Source organism: Mesorhizobium sp. M7D.F.Ca.US.005.01.1.1 (assembly GCF_003952545.1).
Classification (GTDB): domain Bacteria; phylum Pseudomonadota; class Alphaproteobacteria; order Rhizobiales; family Rhizobiaceae; genus Mesorhizobium; species Mesorhizobium loti.
In genome coordinates, this window is the sequence record NZ_CP034453.1 from 3,913,651 (window position 1) to 3,937,738 (window position 24,088).

The following is a 24,088-nucleotide window of genomic DNA, read 5'->3' on the forward strand; positions in this document are numbered from 1 at the left end:
AGTTTTAGCCCCATTGTTGCCATAATGTAACAATGGGGCCATATACCCCGCAAAACACCCTCTTCTAGAGCCGTTTTGCACAAGTTTGCCGATTTTATTGATCCATTCGCACCCAAATGGCGGGTTTTCGGTCTTAAGGGGAACGTCGGAACTTTGCCGAAAACGCACTCTGATCAACTGTACGCGTACGCTTCTAGAATTCGTTGTTGCACCGTTAACCTGAATTGGTTCTAGCTCGATGCACTAGTTATTCGGGGAGGACATTCATGAACAATCTGCGTCTGAAAGCACTGCTGGGGGCAGGGTGCTTTTCGCTGGCTTTGATGGGCTCAGTGCACGCTGGCGGTTTCTCGCGCGGCTCGGCCGACACCGACATTATTTTTGAAGACGGCAACTTCAACATGCGTACAAGCGTGACGTATGTTTCGCCGCATCGCGAATTCACCAAGAACCCGAATCCAGCGCTCGTCGGCACTGAATACACAGACGATTACGTTATCCCGTCCGCCGCGGTGAAGTTCAATCTCACCGACAATTTCCGCTGCGCCGGGACCATGGTCGACAACAATGGTGGTTCGACCACTTATGATTTCCCGAAGGTGAGCGGCAAATTGGCCGAGGAGTTTACCACCAACGAAAAAGCGGTGACCTGCGGCGTTAAATTTAGCCTTGGACGCGGCAATCTGTGGCTTCTGGGCGGTGGGTTTGTCGAAAATCTTGATTACAACCGAGTGAATGCGCTTGGTTCTCTTCCGGGTAACGTCGTGCTGCCGAATGCAAACCTCGAGCTGGCGGGGCAGGATTATGGCTATCGCCTCGGGGTGGCGTATGACATTCCTGAGATTGCCTTGCGGGCTCAACTTATGTACCGGTCCGGAACCAGCTATGGTGCAGACGGGAACCTGACCGTGCCGACGGCGGCATTGCTGGGTGCGCAGGCCAAGCAATTGCAGGCAGCCGCTGTAGCTGCCCTGGGGCAGGGCAATATACCGCTTGCCCAGCAGTTGGGTGCGCAAGCAGCAGCGACGCTGCAGCAAGCCTATCTCGCCGCCGCCAATGGCTTGGACACGACGGCGCCTGCCACGGGAACCGGCAATCTACCCCAGAGTGTTGAATTGAAACTTCAGTCTGGCATCGCGCCTGGCTGGCTGGCTTTTGGTTCGGTGAAATGGATGGACTGGAGCGTTCAGCAGGCGTTGATCGTAAACTCCCCCATAACCAACACTATCGATACTTATAACTGGAAGGACGGATGGACCGTCACCGGCGGCGTCGGGCACGCGTTTACGGAGCGCCTCTCTGGTCTTGTCAGCCTGACCTGGGATCAGGGCGTTGGGACTGGTTGGGATCTGACGAGCGACACCTATACGCTCGGCATCGGCGGCTCCTACAAGGACGGGATCGGCGGAGAATTGCGCGGCGGCGTTGGTTTGAGCTATCTGACATCTGCAACCGAGACGCAATACGCGGAAGTTCCGGGCGTATCCGGGAACCAGGCCGTTAAGGCTGGCTATGCTGTTGCGCTGAACCTGGGCTACGCCCTGAAGTGGTAAGCTCTTTTGTATGTTAAAAAGGCCGGGCACCGCCCGGCCTTTTTGTTGCCTTGCCGACTTCGAAGAACCTTCAAACGGGGCACTCCGGTGCGTTGCTGTTGACGTAAGCGGAAGTTTTTGCCGTATTGTTGCCATAATGTAACAGCGGGCAGGCCGGCTATCGAAGGTATCATTTTTGAGCGGTTTCGGGCGGATTTTCCTTGGTTTCTTGCCAATGCATGCGCGCAGACGGGTGCTTTTAGACTCGGTGGCATCAGGTTGAAAATGCGCTCCGCGAATATGTACGTGTACGCCCCTTGAAATCGTTGTTGCGTCACCTAGGCGAATTGGTTCTTGCTTGGGTTGTGCTCGAATTCGGGGAGAGACTCATGAACAATCTGCGTCTGAAAGCGCTGCTGGGGGCAGGGTGCTTTTCGCTGGCTTTGATCGGAACGGCGATCGGCCCGGCGCATGCCGGCGGCCTGGAGCGCGGTGGCTACGACATCGACCTGCTGTTTGATCCGGCACCGTTCGCTTCAGACGTTGGTGCGACTTACGTTATGCCGCAACGTGATCTCAAAAACGCGGTGGATACATCCGGTGGAGGGCTGACGGGCAAGAGCTCGGCCCGTAACACCGAGGGCTACTGGGTGCCCTATGTTGGCTTCAAGGCCTCGCTTGGTCATGATGTCGACTGTCTGGTGGATTATTCGCAGCCATGGGGGGCCAGTTCCAACCCCGGCATCTGGAACGGCTCCTATTCCAACATCAACACCCAAATCAAAAGCAACAACTATGCTGGCACCTGCTCCTACAAGATGGATGTCGGCAAGGGGCAGCTTCGCTTTATTGGCGGCGTGTTCTACCAGGAAGTCTATGGCTTCAAGGAGAGCTATGCCAGCCCGGCTCTAGGCACTACGCTTGGCCGGGTGGATCTCGATAGCAGTGGCTGGGGTTGGCGCGCCGGCATCGCCTACGAAATTCCGGACATCGCGCTGCGCGCCAGCCTCGTCTACAATTCGCAGGTGAAGCTCGACAATATCGCGGGTACTCTGAACATCGGTGGCAGCATCGCTGACATCTATGCTCCGACGGAGTCGATGCCGGATTCGTTGGAACTGAAATTGCAGTCTGGCATTGCGCCCGGTTGGCTCGCCTTCGGTTCGATCAAATGGGTTAATTGGAGTGTGCTGCAGAGCGTTCCGATTTGCTCGCAGGCGACCAAGCCTCTTGGATGCACAACGGTTTCCCCATATCCGATCAGGTTGACGTCGCTCGACCTGATGTACCGTGATGGTTGGACGGTTACCGCCGGCATTGGTCACCAATTCAATGAGCAATGGAGCGGCGCCGCGCAGATTTCGTGGGATCGTGGCACGTCGCATGGCTACGGCGACCAGACCGATACCTGGACGTTCGGCGGCGGTGTTGCCTACACGCCAAGACCCAATATCGAACTGCGTCTCGCCGGCGCTGTCGGAGTGCTAACCAGCGGCCATTCTGGAGTGCTGGTTGATGGTAATGGCTATCCAGCCGGCACTGACGTCAGCTACGATTTCGGCAATGATCTGGTCACTGCGATTTCCGGTGGTCTCAAGATCAAGTTCTAAGCTTTTGAAAATTTAGACGAAAGGCCGGGCAACGCCCGGCCTTTTCTATTGAGCTGGCATTGCCTGCGATCCTCTCATCCAAGCGGCGTTGCATATTAGCCGCACCGCTTTCGCCTCGTGCGATTGTGACGTTTTGGCAACACTTTCTGAACAACCCCTGCGCTAGAAGTCAGGCTGAAGAAATTGCCCATTTCCCGCCATAAACCCGGCGCACCTCGATCTTGTCTCGGGACACGCGCCAAAAGGCTCGGCGATGGGGCAGGCCGCACCGCCCGCGGCAAGGAAGAGTATGGACGCCAAAGTCGTTTCCAAGGCCAAGCTCCCCAGCCGCTATGTGACCGTCGGTCCGGCGCGTGCGCCGCACCGTTCCTATCTCTATGCGATGGGCCTGTCGGCGGCCGAGATCGCGCAGCCGCTGGTCGGTGTCGCGTCATGCTGGAACGAGGCGGCACCCTGCAACATCTCGCTGATGCGTCAGGCGCAGGTGGTCAAGAAAGGCGTCGCGGCCGCCAGCGGCACGCCGCGCGAATTCTGCACCATCACCGTCACCGATGGCATCGCCATGGGCCACCAGGGCATGAAGTCGTCGCTGGTGTCGCGCGAGGTCATCGCCGATTCGGTCGAGCTCACCATGCGCGGCCATTGCTACGATGCGCTGGTTGGCCTGGCCGGCTGCGACAAGTCGCTGCCCGGCATGATGATGGCCATGGTGCGTCTCAACGTGCCGTCGATCTTCATCTATGGCGGCTCGATACTGCCCGGCAGCTATCGCGGCCGCCAGATCACCGTGCAGGACGTGTTCGAGGCGGTCGGCCAACACTCGGTCGGCACGATCGACGATGCTGAACTGCTTGAAATCGAGCAGGCCGCCTGTCCTTCGGCCGGCTCCTGCGGCGCCCAGTTCACCGCCAACACCATGGCCACCGTTGCCGAGGCGATCGGCCTGGCGCTGCCCTATTCCTGCGGCGCGCCGGCACCTTACGAGATGCGCGACCGTTTCAATTTCGCCTCGGGCGAAAAGATCATGGAGCTGATCGCGAAAAATATCCGGCCGCGCGACATCGTCACGTTGAAGGCGCTGGAGAATGCGGCGACCGTGGTGTCGGCAACCGGCGGCTCGACCAACGCAGCACTGCATCTGCCGGCGATCGCGCACGAGGCCGGCATCAAGTTCGACCTGTTCGACGTGGCCAAGATCTTCGAGAAGACACCTTACATCGCCGACCTAAAGCCGGGCGGCAAATATGTCGCCAAGGACATGTTCGAGGCCGGCGGTATTCCGCTGTTGATGAAGACGCTGCTCGACAACGGTTATCTGCATGGCGACTGCCTGACTGTGACTGGCCGCACTTTGGCCGAAAACATGCAGCACGTTGCCTGGAATGAACATCAGGATGTGGTCCGCCCGGCCAACAGACCCATTACCCAAACCGGCGGCGTCGTGGGCTTGAAGGGAAACCTTGCCCCCGAAGGCGCGATCGTGAAGGTCGCGGGCATGGCGGAGTTGAAGTTCTCCGGCCCGGCACGCTGCTTCGATTCGGAAGAGGAATGTTTCGAGGCGGTGACGCATCGCAACTACAGGGAAGGCGAGGTTCTCGTCATCCGCTACGAAGGGCCGCGCGGCGGTCCTGGCATGCGCGAGATGCTGTCGACGACGGCAGCGCTCTACGGCCAGGGCATGGGCGGCAAGGTGGCGCTGATCACCGACGGGCGCTTCTCGGGCGCGACGCGCGGTTTCTGCATCGGCCATGTCGGCCCCGAGGCAGCCGTGGGCGGTCCGATCGGGCTGCTCAGGGATGGCGACGTGATCTCGATCGACGCGGTGAACGGCACGATCGACGTGGCGTTGTCCGATAGCGAACTGGCGGCGAGGGCAAAGACATGGAAGGCGCGCACGACAGACTATCAGTCGGGCGCGATATGGAAATATGCACAGACGGTAGGGCCGGCGCGCGATGGCGCGGTGACCCATCCGGGCGGTGCGAAAGAAACACATTGCTATGCGGACATCTGAGTTGTTGAGGTCGTCTGTCTTTTCGGCACTGGTCGTGATCGCCACTTTTGGCGCGACCTTTGGCGCCGTAGGCCAGGCCATGGCCTTCGACGACAAGGTGTTCGACGACAAGACCGGCGTGAAGCCGCAATCCAGCCCCTGGGCGGTGTTCCAGTTCGGCTTCTCCGCCTACAAGAACGGCCACAAGGAACAGGCCGCCGAGGCCTACAAATACGCCGCAGAGAACGGCCAGATCGGTGCCACCTGGAAGCTTGCCCGCATGTATGCCGAGGGCGATGGCGTGGCGCGCGACGACTATGAGGCGTTCAAGTTCTTCTCGGAGATCGTCGACCAGGATGTCGAGCCCGGCTCGCCCGAGGAAAGCTATGTCTCCGATGCGCTGGTGGCGCTTGGCGACTATCTGCGCAAGGGCATTCCCGGCAGTCCGGTCACCGAGAACGAGGTCGCGGCCCAGGAATATTACATGCGCGCCGCCGCCAACTATCGCAATCCGAACGCGCAGTTCGAAATGGGGCAGATGTTCCTGAAGGGCGAGGGCGGCGTGAAGGCCAGCGTCAAGCAGGCCGGGCGCTGGTTCCAGCTCGCTGCTGAAAAGGGTCATGCCGGCGCCCAGGCGACGCTGGGCCACCTGTTGTTCCAGAGCGGCAAGATCGTTCGCGGCCTGGCGATGATGACGGCAGCGCTCGAACGCGCTTCGCCGGCCGATCAGCCGTGGATTCGCGGCATGCAGGAGGAGGCATTTGCCACCGCCGGCGAGGCCGATCGCCGCACCGCGATCTCGTTGGCTGATGACATCCTCACCAAAGGCGGCAACGCGGACCAGTAGTCTCGCGGCCGCGCTGGCCTCGCCAAAAGCACTCGATTTCGATCTTGATCAGTTCTCGGTCGGCTCCGTCGGCACCATGCTGGGAGCCGGCGTTGAGATCGGCGTGACGTGCAGGTGCGGCGCCATCGTGTTTGCGGGGCAGCTGTCGCCGACCTTCGTCCACGACGTGTTGTTGAGCACCATGTCGCAGCGGGCCAGATGGCTCTGCTCGGCAACCGTCAGGCAGGCGACCTGGCCAAGCTGGTAGGATTTTCCATTGGCCAGGCATTCCTGGTCGGCAAGTGCCGCCGCAGGTGCGGCCATGGCAAATGCCAGGCCGATCGGACAAAGAGAAAATCGAATGGTCATGGGAACCCCAGCCGCCATGCTGGCCCGCAATGAACGGCGCGAAATGTGGCGATATGAGGGTTTAGCCGCTGTCAGGCCGGCTGCAGCGCGAGATCAATCGCCACCGGCACGTGATCGGACGGCTTCTCCCAGGCACGCACATGCTTTTCGATCGAGGCCGATGAGAATCGGTTGGCGGCTTCCGGCGACAAAAGCAGATGGTCGATGCGGATGCCATTGTTCTTCTGCCAGGCGCCGGCCTGATAGTCCCAGAACGTATATGTATCGGGCGCGTCGGTGACCGCGCGCACCGCCTCGGTGAAGCCAAGGTTGAGCAGCCGCCGGAAGGATTGCCGCGTCTGCGGCTGGAACAGCGCGTCGCCCAGCCAGTTCTCCGGAAACCGCGCGTCGATCGGCTCGGGAATGACGTTGTAGTCGCCGGCCAGTACCAAGGCCTCTTCAAGCCTGAGTCGCTCCTGCGCCCAGCGCTCCAGCCGCGCCATCCAAGACAGCTTGTATGGGAACTTCTTCTCGTCATCGATTGGATTGCCGTTCGGCAGATAGAGCGAGACGACGCGCAGCGCGCCCTTGTCGGTGGAGAAAACGCCTTCGATGAAACGCGCCTGCTCGTCGGCATCGTCGCCAGGCAGGCCGCGATTGACTTCATCGAAGCGCAATTTCGACAGGATGGCGACCCCGTTGAAACCCTTCTGGCCATGGGTTTCGACGTTGTAGCCAAGCGCCTCGATCTCGGCGCGCGGGAATTGCTCGTCGACGGTCTTGATCTCCTGCAGGCAGACGATGTCGGGCGCGCTTTCGGTCAGCCAATGGGTCAGGTTGCCGATGCGGGCGCGGACGCCGTTGATGTTCCAGGTGACGATTTTCATGACGGTCTCGATGCTGTTCAGTTGGGCTCTTGCGGCGGATGGCGTTCGACCAATCCGATCGTATTGCCAGCCGGGTCCTTTAGGAAGGCCATCCATTCGCTTTCCCCTGCTGGACCGAACTGGCCCTGGGTGTCGCGATGGACAAGCGTCGGCGGCGCGGTGAAGGGCATGCCCGCCGCGACCGCCGAGGCATGGAAGTCGTCAAGGCCCGATATGTCGAGATAGACGGTTCCGGCCGGTATGCCGTCGGTGAACAGCAGCCTGATATCGCCGGCCATGATGAAGGCGATGCCCGGCGGATCAAAGCGCGCGTGGACAGCCATACCGAGTACGTCGCGCCAGAAAGCCAGCGTGGCGTCGAGGTTGCGTCCGGCCGCCAGCGCGATCTGACGGACCGCGCCGATGGCAGGCATGGCTATATGGAGAAGCTCGTGCCACAGCCGCAGGAGGCGACTGCATTCGGGTTCCGGATCTGGAACGACTGGCCCATCAAATCGTCGACGAAGTCGATTACCGAGCCGCCCATATAGACCAGCGACAGATCGTCGATCAGCACCGTGGCGCCGTCCTTCTCGATGGCGACGTCATCGTCATTGCGAGTATCGACCAGGTCGAACTTATAGGAGAAGCCCGAGCAACCGCCGCCTTCGACCGAAACGCGCAGCGCAGTCTTGCCGGCCTCGCCCGAGACAATCTTGGCGATCCGCCTGGCGGCGGCCTCGGTCATATCGACTTTCATGGCAGTCTTGGCATCAGCGCCCATGGGCGTCACCTTGCTTTCGGTTTCACATGATAGGTATGAAGCGCGAGGGGCCAAGTCAACTAGACCCAAATTATCTAGACCAAGTCAACTGCGGCAGCATCAGCCATGACCAATGAGTTGGGCGACATAGGATTCGGTTATCGGCCACGCGCCGCCTATGCCTGCGATCCGGCAAAGTCGCGCGGACGACTGTTCGACGAGGTGGAAAGCCCGACACGCACGCCGTTCCAGCGCGACCGTGACCGCATCATCCATTCGACGGCCTTCCGCCGGCTGAAACACAAGACGCAGGTCTTCATCGCGCATGAAGGCGACCACTACCGCACCCGGTTGACCCATTCGATCGAAGTGGCTCAGATCGCGCGCGCCCTGGCACGGGCGCTGCGTGGCGACGAGGATCTGGCCGAGGCGGTGGCACTGGTGCATGATTTCGGCCACACGCCCTTCGGCCACACCGGCGAGGACGCGCTGAACGAGAAGATGGCCGCCTGGGGCGGCTTTGACCACAACGCGCAATCGCTGCGCATCGTGACAAGGCTGGAGGCGCGCTACGCCGAATTCGACGGGCTCAATCTGACCTGGGAAACACTGGAAGGCCTGGTCAAGCACAATGGACCGCTGACGGATGCCAACGGCAAGGGTCTGAAAGGGCCGGTGCCGCAGGCGATCCGTGATTACTCTGAGCTGCATGATCTCGAACTGGACCGGTTTGCCGGCATCGAGGCGCAATGCGCGGCGATCGCCGACGATATCGCCTACAACACGCATGATATCGATGACGGGTTGAGGGCGGGGCTGCTGACGCTGGACATGCTGGAGACGGTTTCGCTGCCGGGAACCATTCTGAAAGGCGTGCGCGCACGCTATCCTTCCCTCGATGACGTGCGCACCGGCCACGAACTGATGCGGCGGCAGATCACAGCCATGGTCGAGGATGTCATTGTCTCCACGTCAGCTAATCTGGAGCGCATCAAGCCGCAGAGCGCCGACGCGGTGAGAGCGGCGGGCGAGACGATGGTCACCTTTTCCGCGGAAATGGCCGCCTTGGAGAAGGAACTGAAGGCCTTTCTCTACAAGCATCTTTATCGGCATGCCGAGGTGATGCGGGTGCGCGCGGACGCCGAGCAGATCGTCAAGCAGCTGTTCGACGCCTATTTCGCCGATCCGCGAGCCATGCCGGACGGCTGGCGCGAGGGGCTGGATCGGGCCGACGATCGCATCAAGGCGCGCAGCGTTGCCGACTTCCTGGCGGGTATGACCGACACCTACGCGCTCAAGGAACACCGGCGTTTGTTTGACCATACGCCTGAATTGAGCTAGGGCGGGCTCGATTTTGCCGGCCAACGAGCCGGATTCGCTGCAAAGCCGCCAGAGCCAGACCCCAGAGTCACACAAATGAACATCTTCGCCGATTTCACCGCGCGAATCATAAAAGCCGTCGAAGCGCTTGATCTGAAAGACAATGATGGCGTTTCGCCGGATTTGTCGCGCATTGCCGTCGAGCCGCCGCGCGACGCCAGCCATGGCGATCTGGCGACCAATGCGGCCATGGTGCTGGCCAAGCCCACCGGCCAGAATCCGCGCGCACTGGCCGAAAGACTGGCGCAAGCGCTGCGCGACGACAAGGATGTCGCCGCGACAGAGGTGGCCGGTCCTGGTTTCGTCAATCTCAGGCTCAAGGACGGCTTCTGGCAGACACATCTGACCGCACTGCTTGGCGAGGGCCGCAACTATGGCCGCTCGACGGTTGGCGGCGGCAGGAAGACCAATGTCGAATATGTCTCGGCCAATCCGACGGGGCCGATGCATGTCGGCCATTGCAGGGGCGCTGTCGTCGGCGACGCGCTCGCCAATCTGATGGCCTTCGCCGGCTACGACGTGACCAAGGAATATGTCATCAACGATGCCGGCTCGCAGATCGACGTGCTCGGCCGTTCCGCATTCCTGCGCTACCGCGAAGCGCTTGGCGACGACATCGGCGAAATACCTGCCGGCCTCTATCCCGGCGATTACCTGGTGCCAGTCGGTCAGGCGCTGGTCACGGAATTCGGCCGCTCGCTTCTGCAGATGCCGGACTATGAGGCGCTCGCCATCGTCAAGGACCGCACCATCGATGCGATGATGGCGATGATCCGCGAGGATCTGGCGATGCTCAACGTGCATCACGACGTGTTCTTCTCCGAGCGCACGCTGCACGCCGACAATGCCAAGAAGATTCGCTCGGCGATCAACGATTTGACTCTGAAAGGCCATATCTACAAGGGCAAGCTGCCGCCGCCCAAGGGCGAGAAGCCCGACGATTGGGAGGACCGTGAGCAGACGTTGTTCCGCTCGACCGCGGTCGGCGACGACATGGATCGGGCGCTGGTCAAGTCGGATGGCTCATTCACCTACTTCGCCGCCGACGTGGCCTATCTCAAGGACAAGGTCGATCGTGGTTTCGTCGACTTGATCTATGTGCTCGGCGCCGACCATGGCGGTTACGTCAAGCGGCTGGAAGCCCTGGCGCGGGCGATCGCCGGCGAAGAGTTGAAGCTCACCGTGCTGCTTTGCCAGTTGGTGAAACTGTTTCGCGATGGCGAACCGGTGCGCATGTCGAAGCGGTCCGGTGATTTCGTGACGCTGCGCGAAGTGGTGGAGGAGGTCGGCCGCGACGCGATACGCTTCATGATGCTCTACCGCAAGAACGATGCACCGTTGGATTTCGATTTCGCCAAGGTGACCGAGCAGTCCAAGGACAATCCGGTGTTCTATGTGCAGTATGCCTCGGCGCGCTGCCATTCGGTGTTCCGTCAGGCGAGCGAGCAATTGGGCGAAGCCAATTTCGACCGCAACAGCCTGGCGTCCGCCGTGGCTTTGCTGACCGACGAGGGCGAGATCGGCCTAATCCGCAAGCTTGCCGAGTACCCGCGTCTGATCGAGTCAGCGGCACTTGCGCTCGAGCCGCACAGGCTGGCATTCTACCTCTATGATTTGGCTTCCAGCTTCCACGGACACTGGAACCGTGGCACGGATAATCCGGACTTACGTTTTGTTAAGGTTAACGACCGACAATTGACGCATGCCAGACTAGGGCTGGTGCAGGCTGTTTCGGACGTTTTGACGTCCGGCCTGACGTTGATCGGAGCCGCCGCGCCCACCGAAATGCGTTAGGTTTGACTAAATAACCTGTCACCTTTTGCCCACATTGCGCTGGTAAGGGCCAACCCTACGCGACGTCCATGGCGTCCGAATGAGTGCGAGTTCGGGAACAATAATGGCAGACAGAACCCAGCTGAGAGTAGCCGACAACAACGACATCGCTGACGATGATCCGTTCGCGGAACTGACCAGGATCATGGGGTTCGACCCGCGCCAGCCGGTCAAGCCGCAATCGCCCGCCCAGCCGAAAGCCCCCGCCGTCGACCACGTGGCGGAAGAGGGCGATTTCGATATCGATCTCGAAAAGGAAATGATGGGCGAGTTCGGCGCTGACGACAGAGACGCCGCTCCGGTTGCCGGGGCCCATGAGCCGAGATTCGGACATGAGCCGGCGTTCGAAGCGGCTGACGCCGGCGCAATGGACGACGAGCTTTCGGTGTCGCTCGACGACGATTTCCATCTGGATCTGGACGAAGTCGACGACCAAGCAGCCGGCGCCAGCCATGCGGCCGCCGCTGAAACCTTGCCGTCTGTCGAGCCGGCTTTCGAGTCTGATTTCGACAATGCCGTCGCCAGTTCACTTGAGGATGTCTCGCCCTTCGAGGACGATCAGCCGATGGCGGACGAGCTTGCCGCGTCGCTCGACCAGGACTTCCGGATCGATGAGGAAGCCGAAGAGGCCCGGCACCCGGTTGCCGTCGCCGACGCGCCAGCTTCAGTCGAGACGGCTTCCAATCATGAATTCGACGATGCGGTTGCGATCTCGCTCGAAGACGAGCTGATGCTCGACGACCATTCGGCGGTGGAACAGTCCCACACGGCTGCCGATCCCGTCGAGTATCCCATGCCGGAGCAGGCGGCTGCGCGTGATGCCCAGGCAATCTCCGGTGAGTATCTTGCCGGCGACTTCGACGACGCCATGGCTGATGTCGACATGGATTTCGATAGTCGCTCGGATGAGCCGGTCGCATTCGATGAGCCGCAAGCGCATGACATGCCTGCCGATTCCGCTGACACGAAGGGCGAGATTTCTAGCCCCGAAGGCGCGTCGGATGATGCTTTCGACCTGAATTTCGACGACTCGTTTGCCGAGACGATCGAAGAGCCGGTCACAGAGGTTGCGGCCGCTACCGTCAAGCCGGTGGCGCCAGCCGCTGAGGTGGCCGAGCCGGTGCAAGCCCCGATCGCGGACGAACGAAGCCTGGAAGACGAGTTGAATGCGCTGCTGGGCGCCATGACGGCGCGCGCAGTGCCCATGGCCAGCGAGCCCGCCACTGCTCAGCCAGCTGTCGCCTCCCCGCCGCCTGCCGAAGCAGCAGAGACCGCGGAAGAACCGGCCGAACTTGTCGGCGACCTCCACTGGGATCTTGATGAATCTTCGCCTGAGCAGCCTCAGCACCTTGGTGATGCGCAAGCGGCCGACGTGAATCTCGACGATCTTCTGCTTGATGAAGTTGAGGGCATGGATTCGGGCTCGGAGGCTGCCGGGCAAGGTGATGTCGGTTTCGACAACGATGCGTTCGACGCGGCTTTGGCCAAAAGCCTTGACCCGCGTGAGGTGGCCCGGGACAATTCGGCGGATTCTCTCGATTGGCTGGCGGAACGTTCCACGCCGCCAGAGCCGGCCCGTTCGTGGAGCCGCGTGACGCCGGTTCCGCAGCAGCCGTCATTCAGCGCTCAGCCTGCGTTTAGCGCTCAGCCGGCCGCTTCGATGGCATCCATGGCCGCAGCGCCGGCAGTCGCCGCGGCGACTGCCTACCGTTCGGCCGAGCCGGTCGAGACCGTCACGCCCGCAGCCCCTGTATCGGCGCCGCAATCCCGCCAGCCCGCGCGTTACGAAGACATGCCCGATGTCGAGACCGTCGATGTGCCCGAGCGTGTCGTTGCGCTGGCGGACGATCTCGATATTCCGGAACTGCACTTCGAGGAAGATCAGCCGGCGACGTCTGGCTATGACGATCTCGACGCCGAGTTCTCCAGCCTTCTCTCCGAGATGAACGCGGTGGAGGTCGCTGCCGCTCCCGCAGGCAGCGTTGCCGGCGCATCTTACGATGATGACTCCTACGCCACGGGCTTCAAGCCGGGCTATGACAGCGTCAGCCCTGGCTACGACAGCGTCAAGCCGGGTTATGAGCCGGAAGCGCGGACATATGCGGCGCGGCCGATGGACGTGTCTGCCCGCGCGGCGGCGCCCACGGGTTATGCCGATGCCTCTGATGGCTTCGATCTCGACAGTCTGCCCGGCAGCCAGCCGGTTTCACAGGCGGATGATTTCACCGTCGATGAACTGGACTATGATCCCGAACTCGACGAGGCAATGGCTGTTCCGGGTCTCGGCGAGCGCGAGGCCGCGAGGCCTTCGCGCGGGCGTGGCCTGTTCATTGCCGCGATTGTCGGCGCGGTGGCGGTGGCGGGCGGCCTCGGTGCCTTTGCGCTGTCTTTCGGCGGCAAGGGCGGCAGCGATGCGCCGGTGATAGTCAAGGCCGACAACGCGCCGATCAAGGTCAAGCCGGAGAATCCGGGCGGTGCCGTGGTGCCGAACCAGGACAACAAGGTCTACGACGCGGTCAGGGGCGCGAAGCCCGCCGAGCCGGTCCAGGAAAAACTGGTCACCAATACCGAAGAGCCGGTGGACGTCCAGGCGAAGGATCCGGCCCGCGCGATCGATCTTTCACCGGACCAGAACGCAGGTGCCGTTGGCACCGATGTCGGCAACGCCGCGCCAACGGCCGGCGACGCTTCGGCCGACAACATGGCGGCCGCGCCCAAGTCCGAGGATCGCATCGCGCAGGTGCTGCAGGAAGCCGACAAGGGCACCAATGCCGATGTCGTCGCTGTTGCGCCGCGCAAGGTGAGGACCATGGTGGTCAAGTCGGACGGTTCGCTGGTGCCGCGTGAAGATCCGGCGCCCGTCGCCCCGCAAGTGGCCGCAACGGAGCCGGTCGACCCGGCGCCGCAGCATGTTGCCCCGTCGGCGCAGGCCGATGCGGACCAGACCGGCACCGTGGCGCCCGCAGCCGCCCAGGCGGACGACGAGCCGGCTCTCAAGCCGGCGGCCAAGCCCAAGGCTGAGGCCAAGGCGCAGTCGGCCAACACGCCGGCCAAGGTTCCGCTCGCGCCGCAGCGCCCGTCCGACCAGCCGGTCGACGTCGTCGGCGAGGTCAAGCCCGATCAGGTTGCATCCATCGATCCGGCATCGACCGCGACCGGCGGTGGTTCGTGGTCGATGCAGATCGCTTCACAGCCGACGGTCGAAAGCGCCCAATCCAGCTATCAGGACCTGCAGCGCCGCTACGGCAGCGTGCTCGCCGGGCGTACCGCCAACATCGTCAAGGCCGAGATCGCCGGCAAGGGCACGTTCTACCGCGTGCGGGTTCCGGCGCAGTCGCGCAATGACGCGATCAATCTGTGCACCAGCTACAAGGCCGCCGGCGGCAACTGTTTCGTCTCGCGCTAAAGCCTGAGCCACCCAATCAAAACCCGGCGCGGTCACCGCGCCGGCTTTTTTCATGGGGAAAGCAGATCCGACGTTTGACCGCTTGTGATCCGGATGATTCCCTTTGATCGCGTGAAGCTTTAGACTCCTGACATGACCGAATCAAAATCCATGATCCTCGGCTGTGCCGGGAAATCTCTCACCCGCGAAGAAATCAATTTCTATCGCAATGAATGCCCATGGGCCTTCATCCTGTTTGCGCGCAACATCGGCGAGACCGAACAGATCCGCGATCTGGTCGCCTCGATGCGCGACTGTATCGGGCGTCCGGACGCGCTGGTGTTCATCGACCAGGAAGGCGGCCGTGTGCAGCGCCTGCGGCCGCCGCTGGCGCCGAACTATCCGGCCGGCGGCGCGCTCGGCGCGCTGTGGCGCGACGACCATGATGCCGGTGCGCGTGCGGCCTGGCTGATGGCGCGGCTGCATGCCTTCGACCTGCTGCGCTACGGCATCACCGCCGATTGCCTGCCGGTGCTCGACGTGCCGATCGAGGGCGCCAGCGATGTCATCGGCGCGCGCGCCTATGGCAAGGACCCAAGACCGGTGATTGAACTTGGCCGTGCCGCGGCGGAAGGGCTGATGGCAGGCGGCGTGCTGCCTGTCATGAAGCATATTCCGGGCCATGGACGTGCCTTTGCCGACACGCATTTCGAATTGCCTGTGGTCAACGCCTCGCTCAGCGATCTGCAGCGGCATGATTTCGCCCCGTTCCGGGAGCTCAACCATCTGCCGATGGCAATGACGGCGCATGTCGTCTACAGCGCGATCGACCCCAACAATCCGGCGACCACCTCCGGCAAGGTCATCGACGAGATCATCCGGCGCGAAATCGGCTTTGACGGGCTGCTGATGAGCGACGACACGTCGATGAAGGCACTTTCTGGGGATTTCCCGACAAAGGCGGCCTCGATCCTTGCGGCGGGCTGCGATCTGGTCCTTCACTGCAATGGCGTTTTCGAGGAGATGGCAGGCATTGCATCGCGCACCACGGGGCTTGAGGGCACGTCGCTGGAGCGCGCAAAGCGGGCGCTGACCTATATAAAGAACCGTGACACGGTCGAAGAAACCGAAATTCGTGCCGAATTCGCCACCTACTTCGATGCGGTGGCATAGCAAAGGGAAAGTGACAGGCGGTGGCGGAGACATTGGAAAGCAAGGCCGCAAAGGCCGCACCGATGGACCGTCTGTGGGCCGAGAATGACGATTCACGCGTCACCGGCGACCCGTCGCTGGTCGTCGACGTGGCCGGCTTCGAAGGCCCGCTCGATCTTCTGCTGCATCTTGCCCGTACCCAGAAGGTCGATCTGGCGCGCATTTCGATCCTGGCGCTGGTCGAGCAATATCTGACCTTTGTCGAGACGGCGAGGGCGCTCAGGCTCGAGCTCGCCGCCGACTATCTGGTGATGGCGGCGTGGCTGGCTTTCCTCAAGTCGAAGCTTTTGATCCCCAAGCAGCCGGGCGACGAGGGCGAAAGCGGCGAGGAACTGGCGGCGGTGCTGCAGTTCCGGCTCAAGCGGCTGGAAGCCATGCGCGACGCCTCGGCGCGCCTGGTCAACCGCAACCGGCTCGGCCGTGACGTGTTCGCGCGCGGCATGCCGGAAATGGTCATCGTCGAAAAGCGCAATGCCTATTCGGCCTCGCTCTACGATCTGTTGACCGCCTACGCCCAGCAGCGGCAGAAGCAGGCGATCAACAATGTCACGATCGCCAGGCGCGGTGTCTGGTCGCTCAAGGATGCGCGCGATATCCTGACCCGTCTGGTCGGGGCTCTGCACGACTGGGCGACGCTGGAAAGTTTTCTGATCGTGTACATGACCAGCCCGGAGGAGCGGCGCACGGCGATCGCCAGCTCGTTTGCGGCTACGTTGGAACTGGTGCGTGAGGGCACGATGGACATGCGGCAGGATGAAGAGTTCGCGCCGATCTATCTGCGCGGCCGCACGCAGGCAATCAAGGCAGTCGAGGTGGCATCATGAGCGAACACGCCAACGCTTCGGTTATCCCGTTCAAGGTCGGCGATGAAGCCGAAGAGGAGTCGCTTTCCCAGGACCCGACCGAGCAAAAGGTACACAATCCGGCGGAGCGGCTGCATCTGGCGGAAGCCGTGCGCATGGCCGAGGCGATCGTGTTCGCCAGCGCTGAGCCTGTCAGCGAAAAGCAGCTTGCGGCCCGCCTTCCAGATGGCATCAACATCGCCTTGGCCATGGCCGAGCTGCAGCAGATCTATGCCCGGCGCGGCGTCAATCTGGTGCGTATCGGCGACGCCTGGGCGTTCCGCACGGCCGGTGATCTCGCTTTCCTGATGAGCCGGGATACCGTCCAACAAAGGAAGCTCTCCCGCGCGGCCCTCGAAGTGCTGGCGATCATCGCCTATCACCAGCCGGTGACGCGCGCCGAAATCGAGGACATCCGGGGCGTCGAAACCTCGAAGGGTACGCTCGACACGCTGCTGGAAACGGAATGGGTGCGCATGCGCGGCCGGCGCAAAACGCCGGGACGCCCTGTCACCTACGGCACCACGGACACCTTCCTCGACCATTTCGCGCTGGAGGAGATCCGCGATCTTCCCGGCATGGAGGAACTGAAGGGGGCGGGGCTGCTTTCGGGCCGCATGCCGTCGAATTTCGCCATTCCGGTTCCGCCGTCCGATCCCGATGCGTTGACCGACGATGAGGATGCGCTGACCGACATCGATCTCGAGGAACTCGGCCTGTTGACGCCGCGCGTCACGGAAGATTGACTGGCATTGGCCGCCGATCTGTCGAGGATGCGCGGATTCGTAGCGGGCCATCACGTTGAAAATGCGTGACATCCGCCACCCTTTCATAAACTCTGTCGCAGTTGTGTTTGAATCCCAACGCGAAAACGCATAGATCATCGCCAGGGAAAACATTCGAGAGAGATTTGCTATGGGTTCATTTTCGATTTGGCACTGGATGATCGTGCTGGTGATCGTGCTTTTGGTGTTCGGCCGCGGCAAGATTCCCGAGCTGATGGGCGACATGGCCAAGGGCATCAAGAGCTTCAAGAAGGGCATGGCCGACGACGACGTTGCCGAAGACAAGCGCACTGTCGAACACCGCGCCGACGAGACCGTTGCGGCCGCGAAGGAAAAAGCCAGCAAGAGCTGAGCCAAAGGTTTCTAGTCGGAACAGAGTGCCATGTTTGAAGTCGGCTGGACCGAAATGCTGGTCATCGCGATCGTCATGATCGTGGTCGTCGGGCCCAAGGATTTGCCCAATATGCTGCGCACCTTCGGCCGCACGACGGCGAAGCTGCGCGCTATGGCGTCCGATTTCCAGAAACAGTTCAACGAGGCGCTTAAGGAAGCCGAGCTCGACGACGTCAAGAAGTCGGTCGACGAGCTCAGGGGTCTCAGCCCGATGGCCGAGATCAGGAAGCAGCTCAATCCGTTCGAACAGGCCGCGGCCGACGTTCGCTCCGGCGTCGACGCGGCGATGAAGCCGAAGCCGGCGGCTGATCCGGCAACACCTGCCGCCTCGACCCCGCAGGCGGCCGAGCCGTTGAAGAATGGTGCAACGACCATGCCTGGCGTCAACGGGCCGGAAGCAGCGCCAGCAGCGCCGATTTTCCCGGCGATGACCGACGAATCGGTGGTGACGTCGTCACTGCCGACGGCACCTGTTGCGGAGCCGAAGGCGTCCACAGCGAAGAAAGCAGCCAAGCCTGCGCCGGCAAAGGCGACGCCGGTTGCAAAGGCACCGGCCAAGGCTTCGGTACATAGCGCAAAGGCTCTTGCGTCGGCGAAAACCGTGACCGCCAAAGCCACGCCGGTCTCCAAGGTGCCAGCGAAAGCAGTGCCCGCGGCAAAGCCTGAAACGCCCAAGGCCGCCAAGCCTGCTGCGGCCAAGGTGATCGCGACCAAGACCGTAGCAACCAAGACGGGGGCGAAAGCCGAACCGAAGCCTGCTGCGGCGAAGAAGCCGGTTGCCAAGAAGACGGCTGGAGCCGCCAAGTGAGTGTTTCGGACAAGGAAAAGGACGAGATCGAGAAATCGTCGGCGCCGCTGATGGAGCATCTGATCGAGTTGCGCCGGCGGCTGATCTGGTCGATCGGCGGCTTCTTTGTCGCCTTCCTGGTTTGTTTCTTCTTCGCCAAGAAGCTGTTCAACCTGCTTGTGATCCCGTTCAAATGGGCAACGAAGTGGGCAGGGCTCGATCCGCACAAAGTCGAGCTGATCTACACCGCGCCGCAGGAGTTCTTCTTCACCCAGGTCAAGCTCGCCATGTTCGGCGGCATGGTCATCGCCTTTCCGCTGATCGCCACGCAGATCTACAAGTTCATCGCGCCCGGCCTCTACAAGAACGAGCGCAACGCCTTCCTGCCGTTCCTGATCGCATCGCCCATCCTGTTCCTGATGGGCGCGTCGCTGGTCTATTTCTTCTTCACGCCGATGGTGATGTGGTTCTTCCTCGCCATGCAGCAGGCCGGCACCGACGATCAGGTGCAGATTTCGCTGCTGCCGAAAGTGTCGGAATATCTCAGCCTGATCATGACACTGATCTTCTCCTTCGGCCTGGTGTTTCAGCTGCCGGTGGTGACCAGCCTGATGACACGGGTCGGCATGCTGTCGTCCAAGGGGCTGGCCGAGAAGCGCAAATGGGCGATCGTCATTGCCTTCGTCGTCGCGGCCGTGCTGACGCCGCCAGATCCGATGAGCCAGATCGGCCTGGCCATTCCGACCATCCTTCTCTACGAGGTCTCCATCTGGGCTGCCCGGCTGATCGAGCGCGATCAGGAAAAGCAGCGTGTGGCGCGCGAGAAGCAGGACGCGGCGGAGACCGTGGCGGACAAAGCCCCGGACGAGCCTCCGGCGCCGGCTGCCTCGTAGGCAACAGAGCGGCGGCAGCGGCGGAAAAAGACAGTCGCCGCCCCGCCCATCTTGCATCGATCTCAGATGCGGTTTACGCCCTCTGGCCTAGCTCAGGAGCGTTCAAACATGCTTGACATCAAATGGATTCGCGACAACCCGAAGGCCCTAGTCGAGGCGCTGGTGAAGCGCTCGTGGTCGGCGGGTGAGGCGCAGTCCACGGTCGACGGACTGATCGCCTCGGACGAGGCGCGGCGCGAACACGTCACCGAACTGCAGACCAAGCAGGAGCGCCGCAACGCCGCCTCGAAGGAGATCGGCAATGCCATGCGTTCGGGCGACGCGGCACTTGCCGAAAGGCTGAAGGCTGAAGTCGGCGAGATAAAAACCTTCATCCAGAACGGCGAGGCGCGGGAACGCGATCTCGACAAGGCGCTGAACGATGCGCTGGCGGTGCTGCCCAATGTGCCGTTCGATGACGTGCCTGTCGGCAAAGACGAGCACGACAATGTCGTCAAGCATATCGTTGGCCAGGTGCCGACGCGGCCCAATTGGGTGAAGGAGCATTTCGAGATCGGCGAAGCGCTCGGCATGATGGATTTCGAGCGCGCCGCGAAGCTGTCGGGCTCGCGCTTCACCGTGCTGAAGAGCGGGCTGGCGCGGATGGAACGCGCGCTCGGCCAGTTCATGCTCGATTTGCACACGACCGAGCATGGCTATGAAGAAGTCATCCCGCCGCTGATGGTCAAGGACGACGTTCTCTTCGGCACCAACCAGTTGCCGAAGTTCGAGGAAGATCTGTTCTTCACGCCGCACGGGGAGGGCAGGCTTGGCCTGATCCCGACCGCCGAGGTGCCGCTCACCAACCTTGTGCGCGAAGAAATCACCGCGCATGAAAAACTGCCGCTGCGCTATACCGCGCTGACGCCATGCTTCCGTTCGGAAGCGGGTTCGGCCGGGCGCGATACGCGCGGCATGCTGCGCCAGCACCAGTTCTACAAGGTCGAGCTGGTGTCGATCACCGACCAGGAATCGTCACTTGCCGAACATGAGCGGATGACGCAATGCGCCGAGGAAGTGCTCAAGCGGCTCGGGCTGCCGTTCCGCACCATGACGCTGTGCACCGGCGACATGGGCTTTGGCGCGCGCAAGACCTACGACATCGAGGTCTGGCTACCCGGCCAGAACGCCTATCGCGAGATTTCGTCCTGCTCGGTGTGCGGCGATTTCCAGGCGCGCCGCATGGATGCCCGCTACAAGGACAGAGACGGCAAGGGCAACCGTTTCGTCCATACGCTCAACGGTTCGGGCACCGCGGTTGGCCGCGCGCTCATCGCTGTCATCGAAAACTACCAGAATGAGGATGGCAGCGTAACCATTCCTGAAGTGCTGCGGCCTTACATGGGCGGTCTGGAAAAGATCGAAGCGAAATAATGCGCATTCTTCTGACCAATGACGACGGCATTCATGCCGAGGGCCTGGCGTCGCTCGAACGCGTCGCGCGTACGCTGTCCGACGATGTCTGGGTGGTGGCGCCGGAGCAGGACCAGTCCGGTTATGCTCATTCGCTGTCGATCTCGGAGCCGCTGCGGCTGCGCAAGATCGGCGAGAAGCACTTTGCCGTGCGCGGCACGCCGACCGATTGCGTCATCATGGGCGTCAAGAAGATCCTGCCCGGCGCACCGGACCTGATCCTGTCCGGCATCAATTCCGGCGCCAACATCGCTGACGACGTCACCTATTCCGGCACCGTCGCCGGCGCCATGGAAGGCGCGCTGCTCGGCATCCGCTCGATCGCGCTCAGCCAGGGCTACAGCTATGTCGGCGAAGATCGCGTCGTTCCCTATGAGACGACCGAGGCGCTGGCGCCGGCGCTGCTGAAGAAGCTGGTCGCAACACCGCTGCCGGACGGCGTGCTGCTCAATGTCAATTTCCCTAACTGCACTCCCGAAGAGGTCGCCGGTACAGTGGTCACCTCGCAAGGCAAGCTCGTGCACAGCCTGTGGGTCGACGAGCGCCGCGACGGGCGCGGCCTGCCTTACTATTGGCTGCGCTTTGGCCGCGAGCCGGTCGAAGGCAAGCAAGGTACTGACCTCTACGCCCTGCGCAACAGGCTGGTGTCGGTGACGCCATTGCAGCTCGACCTGACCGCGCATGAAATCCGTGACCAACTGAGCAAGGCGCTTGCATGAACCAGGGGATCGATGACCGCGAAGGCTTTGCCGCCTTTCTGCTGCGCCTGCGTGGCCGGGGGACGGTGCCGAAGGCGCTGATAGCGGCGTTCGAGGCGACGCCGCGGCGCGGTTTCCTGGCTGCCCAGTTCCATCAGATCGCCTGGTCGGACCGCATGCTGCCGATCGAATGCGGCGAGGCGATCGAGGGCGCCGACATGCAGGCGGCGGTGATCGCGGCGCTCGCCATCGAGCAGGGCAACCGCGTGCTCGAGGTCGGCACCGGCTCCGGCTATACCTCGGCGGTGATGTCGCGGCTGGCGGCGCGGGTCGTCACCACCGATCGCTACAAGACGCTCGTCGAGCAGGCCAGGCAGCGCTTCGAGGCGCTCGGCATCGGCAATGTGATCGTGCGCCACGCCGATGGGTCCGGCGGCCTGCCGAACGAAGGGCCGTTCGACCGCATCGTCGCCTGGGCTGCCTTCGACAGCCTGCCGCGCTTCCTGCTGGATCAATTGTCGAGCGGCGGGATTGTTATCGCCCCGATCGGACCCGAGGAGGGCGAGCAGGTGCTGGCCAAGCTGACCAAGGTCGGCAGCCGGTTCGAGCGCGAGGACATCGGCCTTGTCCGCCTGCAGCCGATCCTGCGCAGTGTCGCCGCCGTCATTTAGGCGGTGTCGATATTCAGGTGATGCCGGCCTGCAAACGGTAGTTTCCTGCGCTTCCGGTGCTCAGGTACCAAAAGTACGCTCCGCTCGTCGCAAGGGCGACCCCGGAAGCCACCTTGTTTGGTCGCTTCGCGCCCGTCTTCGACTCCGGCTCGGCCTGACCTGAATCTCAACACCCTTCAGCTCGCTCTCTAATATTTTAAGAAAATTGCGCCGGATTCCATGAGGTTAACCGTCGAGTAACATTAACGCGCTTTAATCATGCCTAGTTTGTACCGGGTATGTGCGGGTCAGTGCGATGCAACTCAGTGTTTTGAAGGCAAATGGACGCAATCTGGCGCGAGGCTGCGCCGTCCTCATGATTGCAGGCGCCGCGGCCGGGTGCAGTTCCCAGGTTTCGCGGTTCAATGGCGTCGACGACGTCTTTACATCCTCGACCAACAATCAGCGCGCCATCATCAACAAGCAGGACGCCGTGCAACAGCCCTATCCGGGCGATGTCGCCGCCGCTCCACTCGATGGCAGCCACACACAATCGGTCAGCCGTTCCAGCCTCGAGCCTGTCTCGACGCGGCCGCTGCCGCCGCCCGTTGCCCAGGCACAGCCGGCTCCCGCACTGGCGCCCGCAGCGAAGCCGATGCGCACCGCATTGGCTCCGGCACCGCATGTCGACAGGACCACGACCGGCACCGTCGCTCCGGCCGCATCGCCTTTCAAGGTTGCGCAGCCCGATGAAGCGCGCGTGGCGTCCTCTGGTAAGCCGCATGCAACCGAGATTGTCGTTCGGGACGGCGAAACGATCGGCGGCCTGGCGCAGCGCTACAAGGTGCCGTCCGACGTGATCATGAAGGTCAACGGGCTGAGCGCGACCAAGGGGCTGAAGACCGGCCAGAAGCTGATCATTCCGGCCTATGCCTATTCGAGCAAGGGCGAGGCGAAGGTCGCCGATGCCAAGCCGGCGAAGGACGGCAAGCACGATCTGCCGGCCACTGCGCCGGACAAGGTCGCCGTTCTGCCGCAGCAGCCGAAGCTCAAGGAAGGTAAATCCGCCGCTCAGGTCGACACGTCGGCCGCAGCAAGCCAGCCCAAGGAGCCCAAGCCGCAGGTGGCGGCAGCCAAGGCGACTGGCGCTGCTGGCACCTACACGGTCCAGTCGGGCGATACGATGTCCTCGATTGCCAGGAAGACCGGCGTCGGCGTCGTTGCGCTGAAGCAGGCCAACGGGATGAAGGATGGACTGCTCAAGATCGGCCAGACCCTGAAGGTGCCGGCGGGTGGGACCGCGACCGTCGCCAGCGCCAAGCCGGCCAAGACCGATCCGGTGACCACGGCCACCACACAGCCAGCGGCAAAGACCACGCCGTCGGAAACGCTGGCGTCCTACACGCCGCCGAAGAAAGATTCGAAGGTCATCCAGCAGGCCGAGGACGATGACGCCGTCGCGCCCGACGCCACCGGCATCGGCAAGATGCGCTGGCCGGTGCGCGGCCGTGTGATCTCCGGTTTCGGCTCGGGCAAGGATGGTGTCGACATCGCCGTGCCGACGGGAACGCCGGTCAAGGCGGCCGAGAACGGCGTCGTCATCTATGCCGGCGACGGCCTCAAGGAATTCGGCAACACGGTGCTGGTGCGCCACGAGAATGGCCTGGTCACCGTCTACGGCCACGCCAGCTCGATCGAGGTGCAGCGCGGCCAGAAGGTCAAGCGCGGCCAGGAAATCGCGCTGTCAGGCATGAGCGGCACGACGGACTCGCCGAAGCTGCACTTCGAAGTGCGCAAGAACTCCGCCCCGGTCGATCCCTCCGGCTATCTCGAATAGTCG

21 protein-coding genes are annotated in these 24,088 nt (G+C 62.4%); 17 read left to right on the forward strand and 4 right to left on the reverse strand.

The features are described 5' to 3' along the window. The first annotated feature begins 266 nt into the window (after positions 1 to 266). The 4 genes from EJ076_RS18685 to EJ076_RS18700 all read left to right on the forward strand — a co-directional run bounded on the left by EJ076_RS18685 (position 267) and on the right by EJ076_RS18700 (position 5,982). A complete protein-coding gene (locus EJ076_RS18685) occupies positions 267 to 1,553 on the forward strand; it encodes an outer membrane protein transport protein (protein WP_109668836.1) in 1,287 nt (428 codons plus the stop codon). A gap of 368 nt (positions 1,554 to 1,921) precedes the next feature. After that, positions 1,922 to 3,142 (forward strand): OmpP1/FadL family transporter, encoded by a 1,221-nt coding sequence (locus tag EJ076_RS18690; protein ID WP_109668838.1) that lies wholly within the window; start codon positions 1,922 to 1,924, stop codon positions 3,140 to 3,142. Between the two features lie 289 nt (positions 3,143 to 3,431). Further along, positions 3,432 to 5,156, forward strand: a complete 1,725-nt coding sequence (ilvD, locus tag EJ076_RS18695) for a dihydroxy-acid dehydratase (RefSeq protein ID WP_109668840.1) — start codon at positions 3,432 to 3,434, stop codon at positions 5,154 to 5,156. Then, positions 5,143 to 5,982, forward strand: a complete 840-nt coding sequence (locus EJ076_RS18700; RefSeq protein ID WP_126068887.1) for a tetratricopeptide repeat protein — start codon at positions 5,143 to 5,145, stop codon at positions 5,980 to 5,982. Before ilvD ends, EJ076_RS18700 begins: the two co-directional genes overlap by 14 nt. Positions 5,983 to 6,030: 48 nt before the next feature. On the opposite strand, the gene EJ076_RS18705 is transcribed toward EJ076_RS18700, so the two are convergent. From EJ076_RS18705 to erpA, 4 genes are read right to left on the reverse strand one after another with little or no spacing between them, the layout of a single operon-like run. Further along, positions 6,031 to 6,348, reverse strand: a complete 318-nt coding sequence (locus tag EJ076_RS18705) for a hypothetical protein (protein ID WP_164548680.1) — start codon at positions 6,346 to 6,348, stop codon at positions 6,031 to 6,033. Positions 6,349 to 6,401: 53 nt separating this feature from the next. Then, entirely contained in the window at positions 6,402 to 7,196 is a 795-nt protein-coding gene (gene xth, locus EJ076_RS18710; protein ID WP_126068889.1) for an exodeoxyribonuclease III, read from the reverse strand. A gap of 17 nt (positions 7,197 to 7,213) precedes the next feature. After that, entirely contained in the window at positions 7,214 to 7,609 is a 396-nt protein-coding gene (locus tag EJ076_RS18715) for a VOC family protein (protein ID WP_109668846.1), read from the reverse strand. A gap of 2 nt (positions 7,610 to 7,611) precedes the next feature. Beyond that, complete coding sequence (erpA, locus tag EJ076_RS18720) at positions 7,612 to 7,959, reverse strand: iron-sulfur cluster insertion protein ErpA (RefSeq protein ID WP_027024881.1); 348 nt, start codon at positions 7,957 to 7,959, stop codon at positions 7,612 to 7,614. 105 nt (positions 7,960 to 8,064) lie between these two features. Here erpA and EJ076_RS18725 point away from each other — a divergent pair, with 105 nt between their 5' ends. The 13 genes from EJ076_RS18725 (at position 8,065) to EJ076_RS18785 (ending at position 24,085) form a co-directional block, all read left to right on the forward strand. After that, positions 8,065 to 9,279, forward strand: coding sequence for a deoxyguanosinetriphosphate triphosphohydrolase (locus tag EJ076_RS18725; protein WP_109668849.1), 1,215 nt, complete (start codon positions 8,065 to 8,067; stop codon positions 9,277 to 9,279). Positions 9,280 to 9,354: 75 nt separating this feature from the next. Further along, positions 9,355 to 11,112: an arginine--tRNA ligase gene (gene argS / locus EJ076_RS18730; protein WP_126068890.1), complete on the forward strand. Its 1,758-nt coding sequence runs from the start codon at positions 9,355 to 9,357 to the stop codon at positions 11,110 to 11,112. 103 nt (positions 11,113 to 11,215) lie between these two features. Then, positions 11,216 to 14,557: an SPOR domain-containing protein gene (locus EJ076_RS18735; RefSeq protein ID WP_126068891.1), complete on the forward strand. Its 3,342-nt coding sequence runs from the start codon at positions 11,216 to 11,218 to the stop codon at positions 14,555 to 14,557. Positions 14,558 to 14,689: 132 nt separating this feature from the next. After that, positions 14,690 to 15,709 (forward strand): beta-N-acetylhexosaminidase, encoded by a 1,020-nt coding sequence (nagZ, locus tag EJ076_RS18740; protein WP_056581993.1) that lies wholly within the window; start codon positions 14,690 to 14,692, stop codon positions 15,707 to 15,709. Positions 15,710 to 15,771: 62 nt separating this feature from the next. Further along, complete coding sequence (locus tag EJ076_RS18745) at positions 15,772 to 16,572, forward strand: ScpA family protein (RefSeq protein WP_126071092.1); 801 nt, start codon at positions 15,772 to 15,774, stop codon at positions 16,570 to 16,572. Next, entirely contained in the window at positions 16,569 to 17,336 is a 768-nt protein-coding gene (gene scpB / locus EJ076_RS18750) for an SMC-Scp complex subunit ScpB (protein WP_126068892.1), read from the forward strand. Before EJ076_RS18745 ends, scpB begins: the two co-directional genes overlap by 4 nt. A gap of 169 nt (positions 17,337 to 17,505) precedes the next feature. Further along, complete coding sequence (locus EJ076_RS18755; RefSeq protein ID WP_013531295.1) at positions 17,506 to 17,727, forward strand: twin-arginine translocase TatA/TatE family subunit; 222 nt, start codon at positions 17,506 to 17,508, stop codon at positions 17,725 to 17,727. A 30-nt stretch (positions 17,728 to 17,757) separates the two neighbouring features. Beyond that, complete coding sequence (gene tatB / locus EJ076_RS18760) at positions 17,758 to 18,576, forward strand: Sec-independent protein translocase protein TatB (protein WP_126068893.1); 819 nt, start codon at positions 17,758 to 17,760, stop codon at positions 18,574 to 18,576. Continuing rightward, positions 18,573 to 19,448 carry a twin-arginine translocase subunit TatC gene (tatC, locus tag EJ076_RS18765; RefSeq protein ID WP_109668862.1) on the forward strand — a complete coding sequence of 292 codons (876 nt, stop codon included), beginning with the start codon at positions 18,573 to 18,575 and terminating at the stop codon, positions 19,446 to 19,448. The genes tatB and tatC overlap by 4 nt, the downstream gene beginning before the upstream one ends. Before the next feature lie 108 nt (positions 19,449 to 19,556). Then, positions 19,557 to 20,861, forward strand: a complete 1,305-nt coding sequence (gene serS / locus EJ076_RS18770) for a serine--tRNA ligase (protein WP_109668864.1) — start codon at positions 19,557 to 19,559, stop codon at positions 20,859 to 20,861. Beyond that, positions 20,861 to 21,619: a 5'/3'-nucleotidase SurE gene (gene surE / locus EJ076_RS18775; protein ID WP_024503850.1), complete on the forward strand. Its 759-nt coding sequence runs from the start codon at positions 20,861 to 20,863 to the stop codon at positions 21,617 to 21,619. The genes serS and surE overlap by 1 nt, the downstream gene beginning before the upstream one ends. After that, a complete protein-coding gene (locus EJ076_RS18780; RefSeq protein ID WP_109668866.1) occupies positions 21,616 to 22,269 on the forward strand; it encodes a protein-L-isoaspartate(D-aspartate) O-methyltransferase in 654 nt (217 codons plus the stop codon). Before surE ends, EJ076_RS18780 begins: the two co-directional genes overlap by 4 nt. A 295-nt stretch (positions 22,270 to 22,564) precedes the next feature. Continuing rightward, positions 22,565 to 24,085 (forward strand): peptidoglycan DD-metalloendopeptidase family protein, encoded by a 1,521-nt coding sequence (locus tag EJ076_RS18785; RefSeq protein WP_126068894.1) that lies wholly within the window; start codon positions 22,565 to 22,567, stop codon positions 24,083 to 24,085. The last annotated feature ends 3 nt before the right edge of the window (positions 24,086 to 24,088 follow it).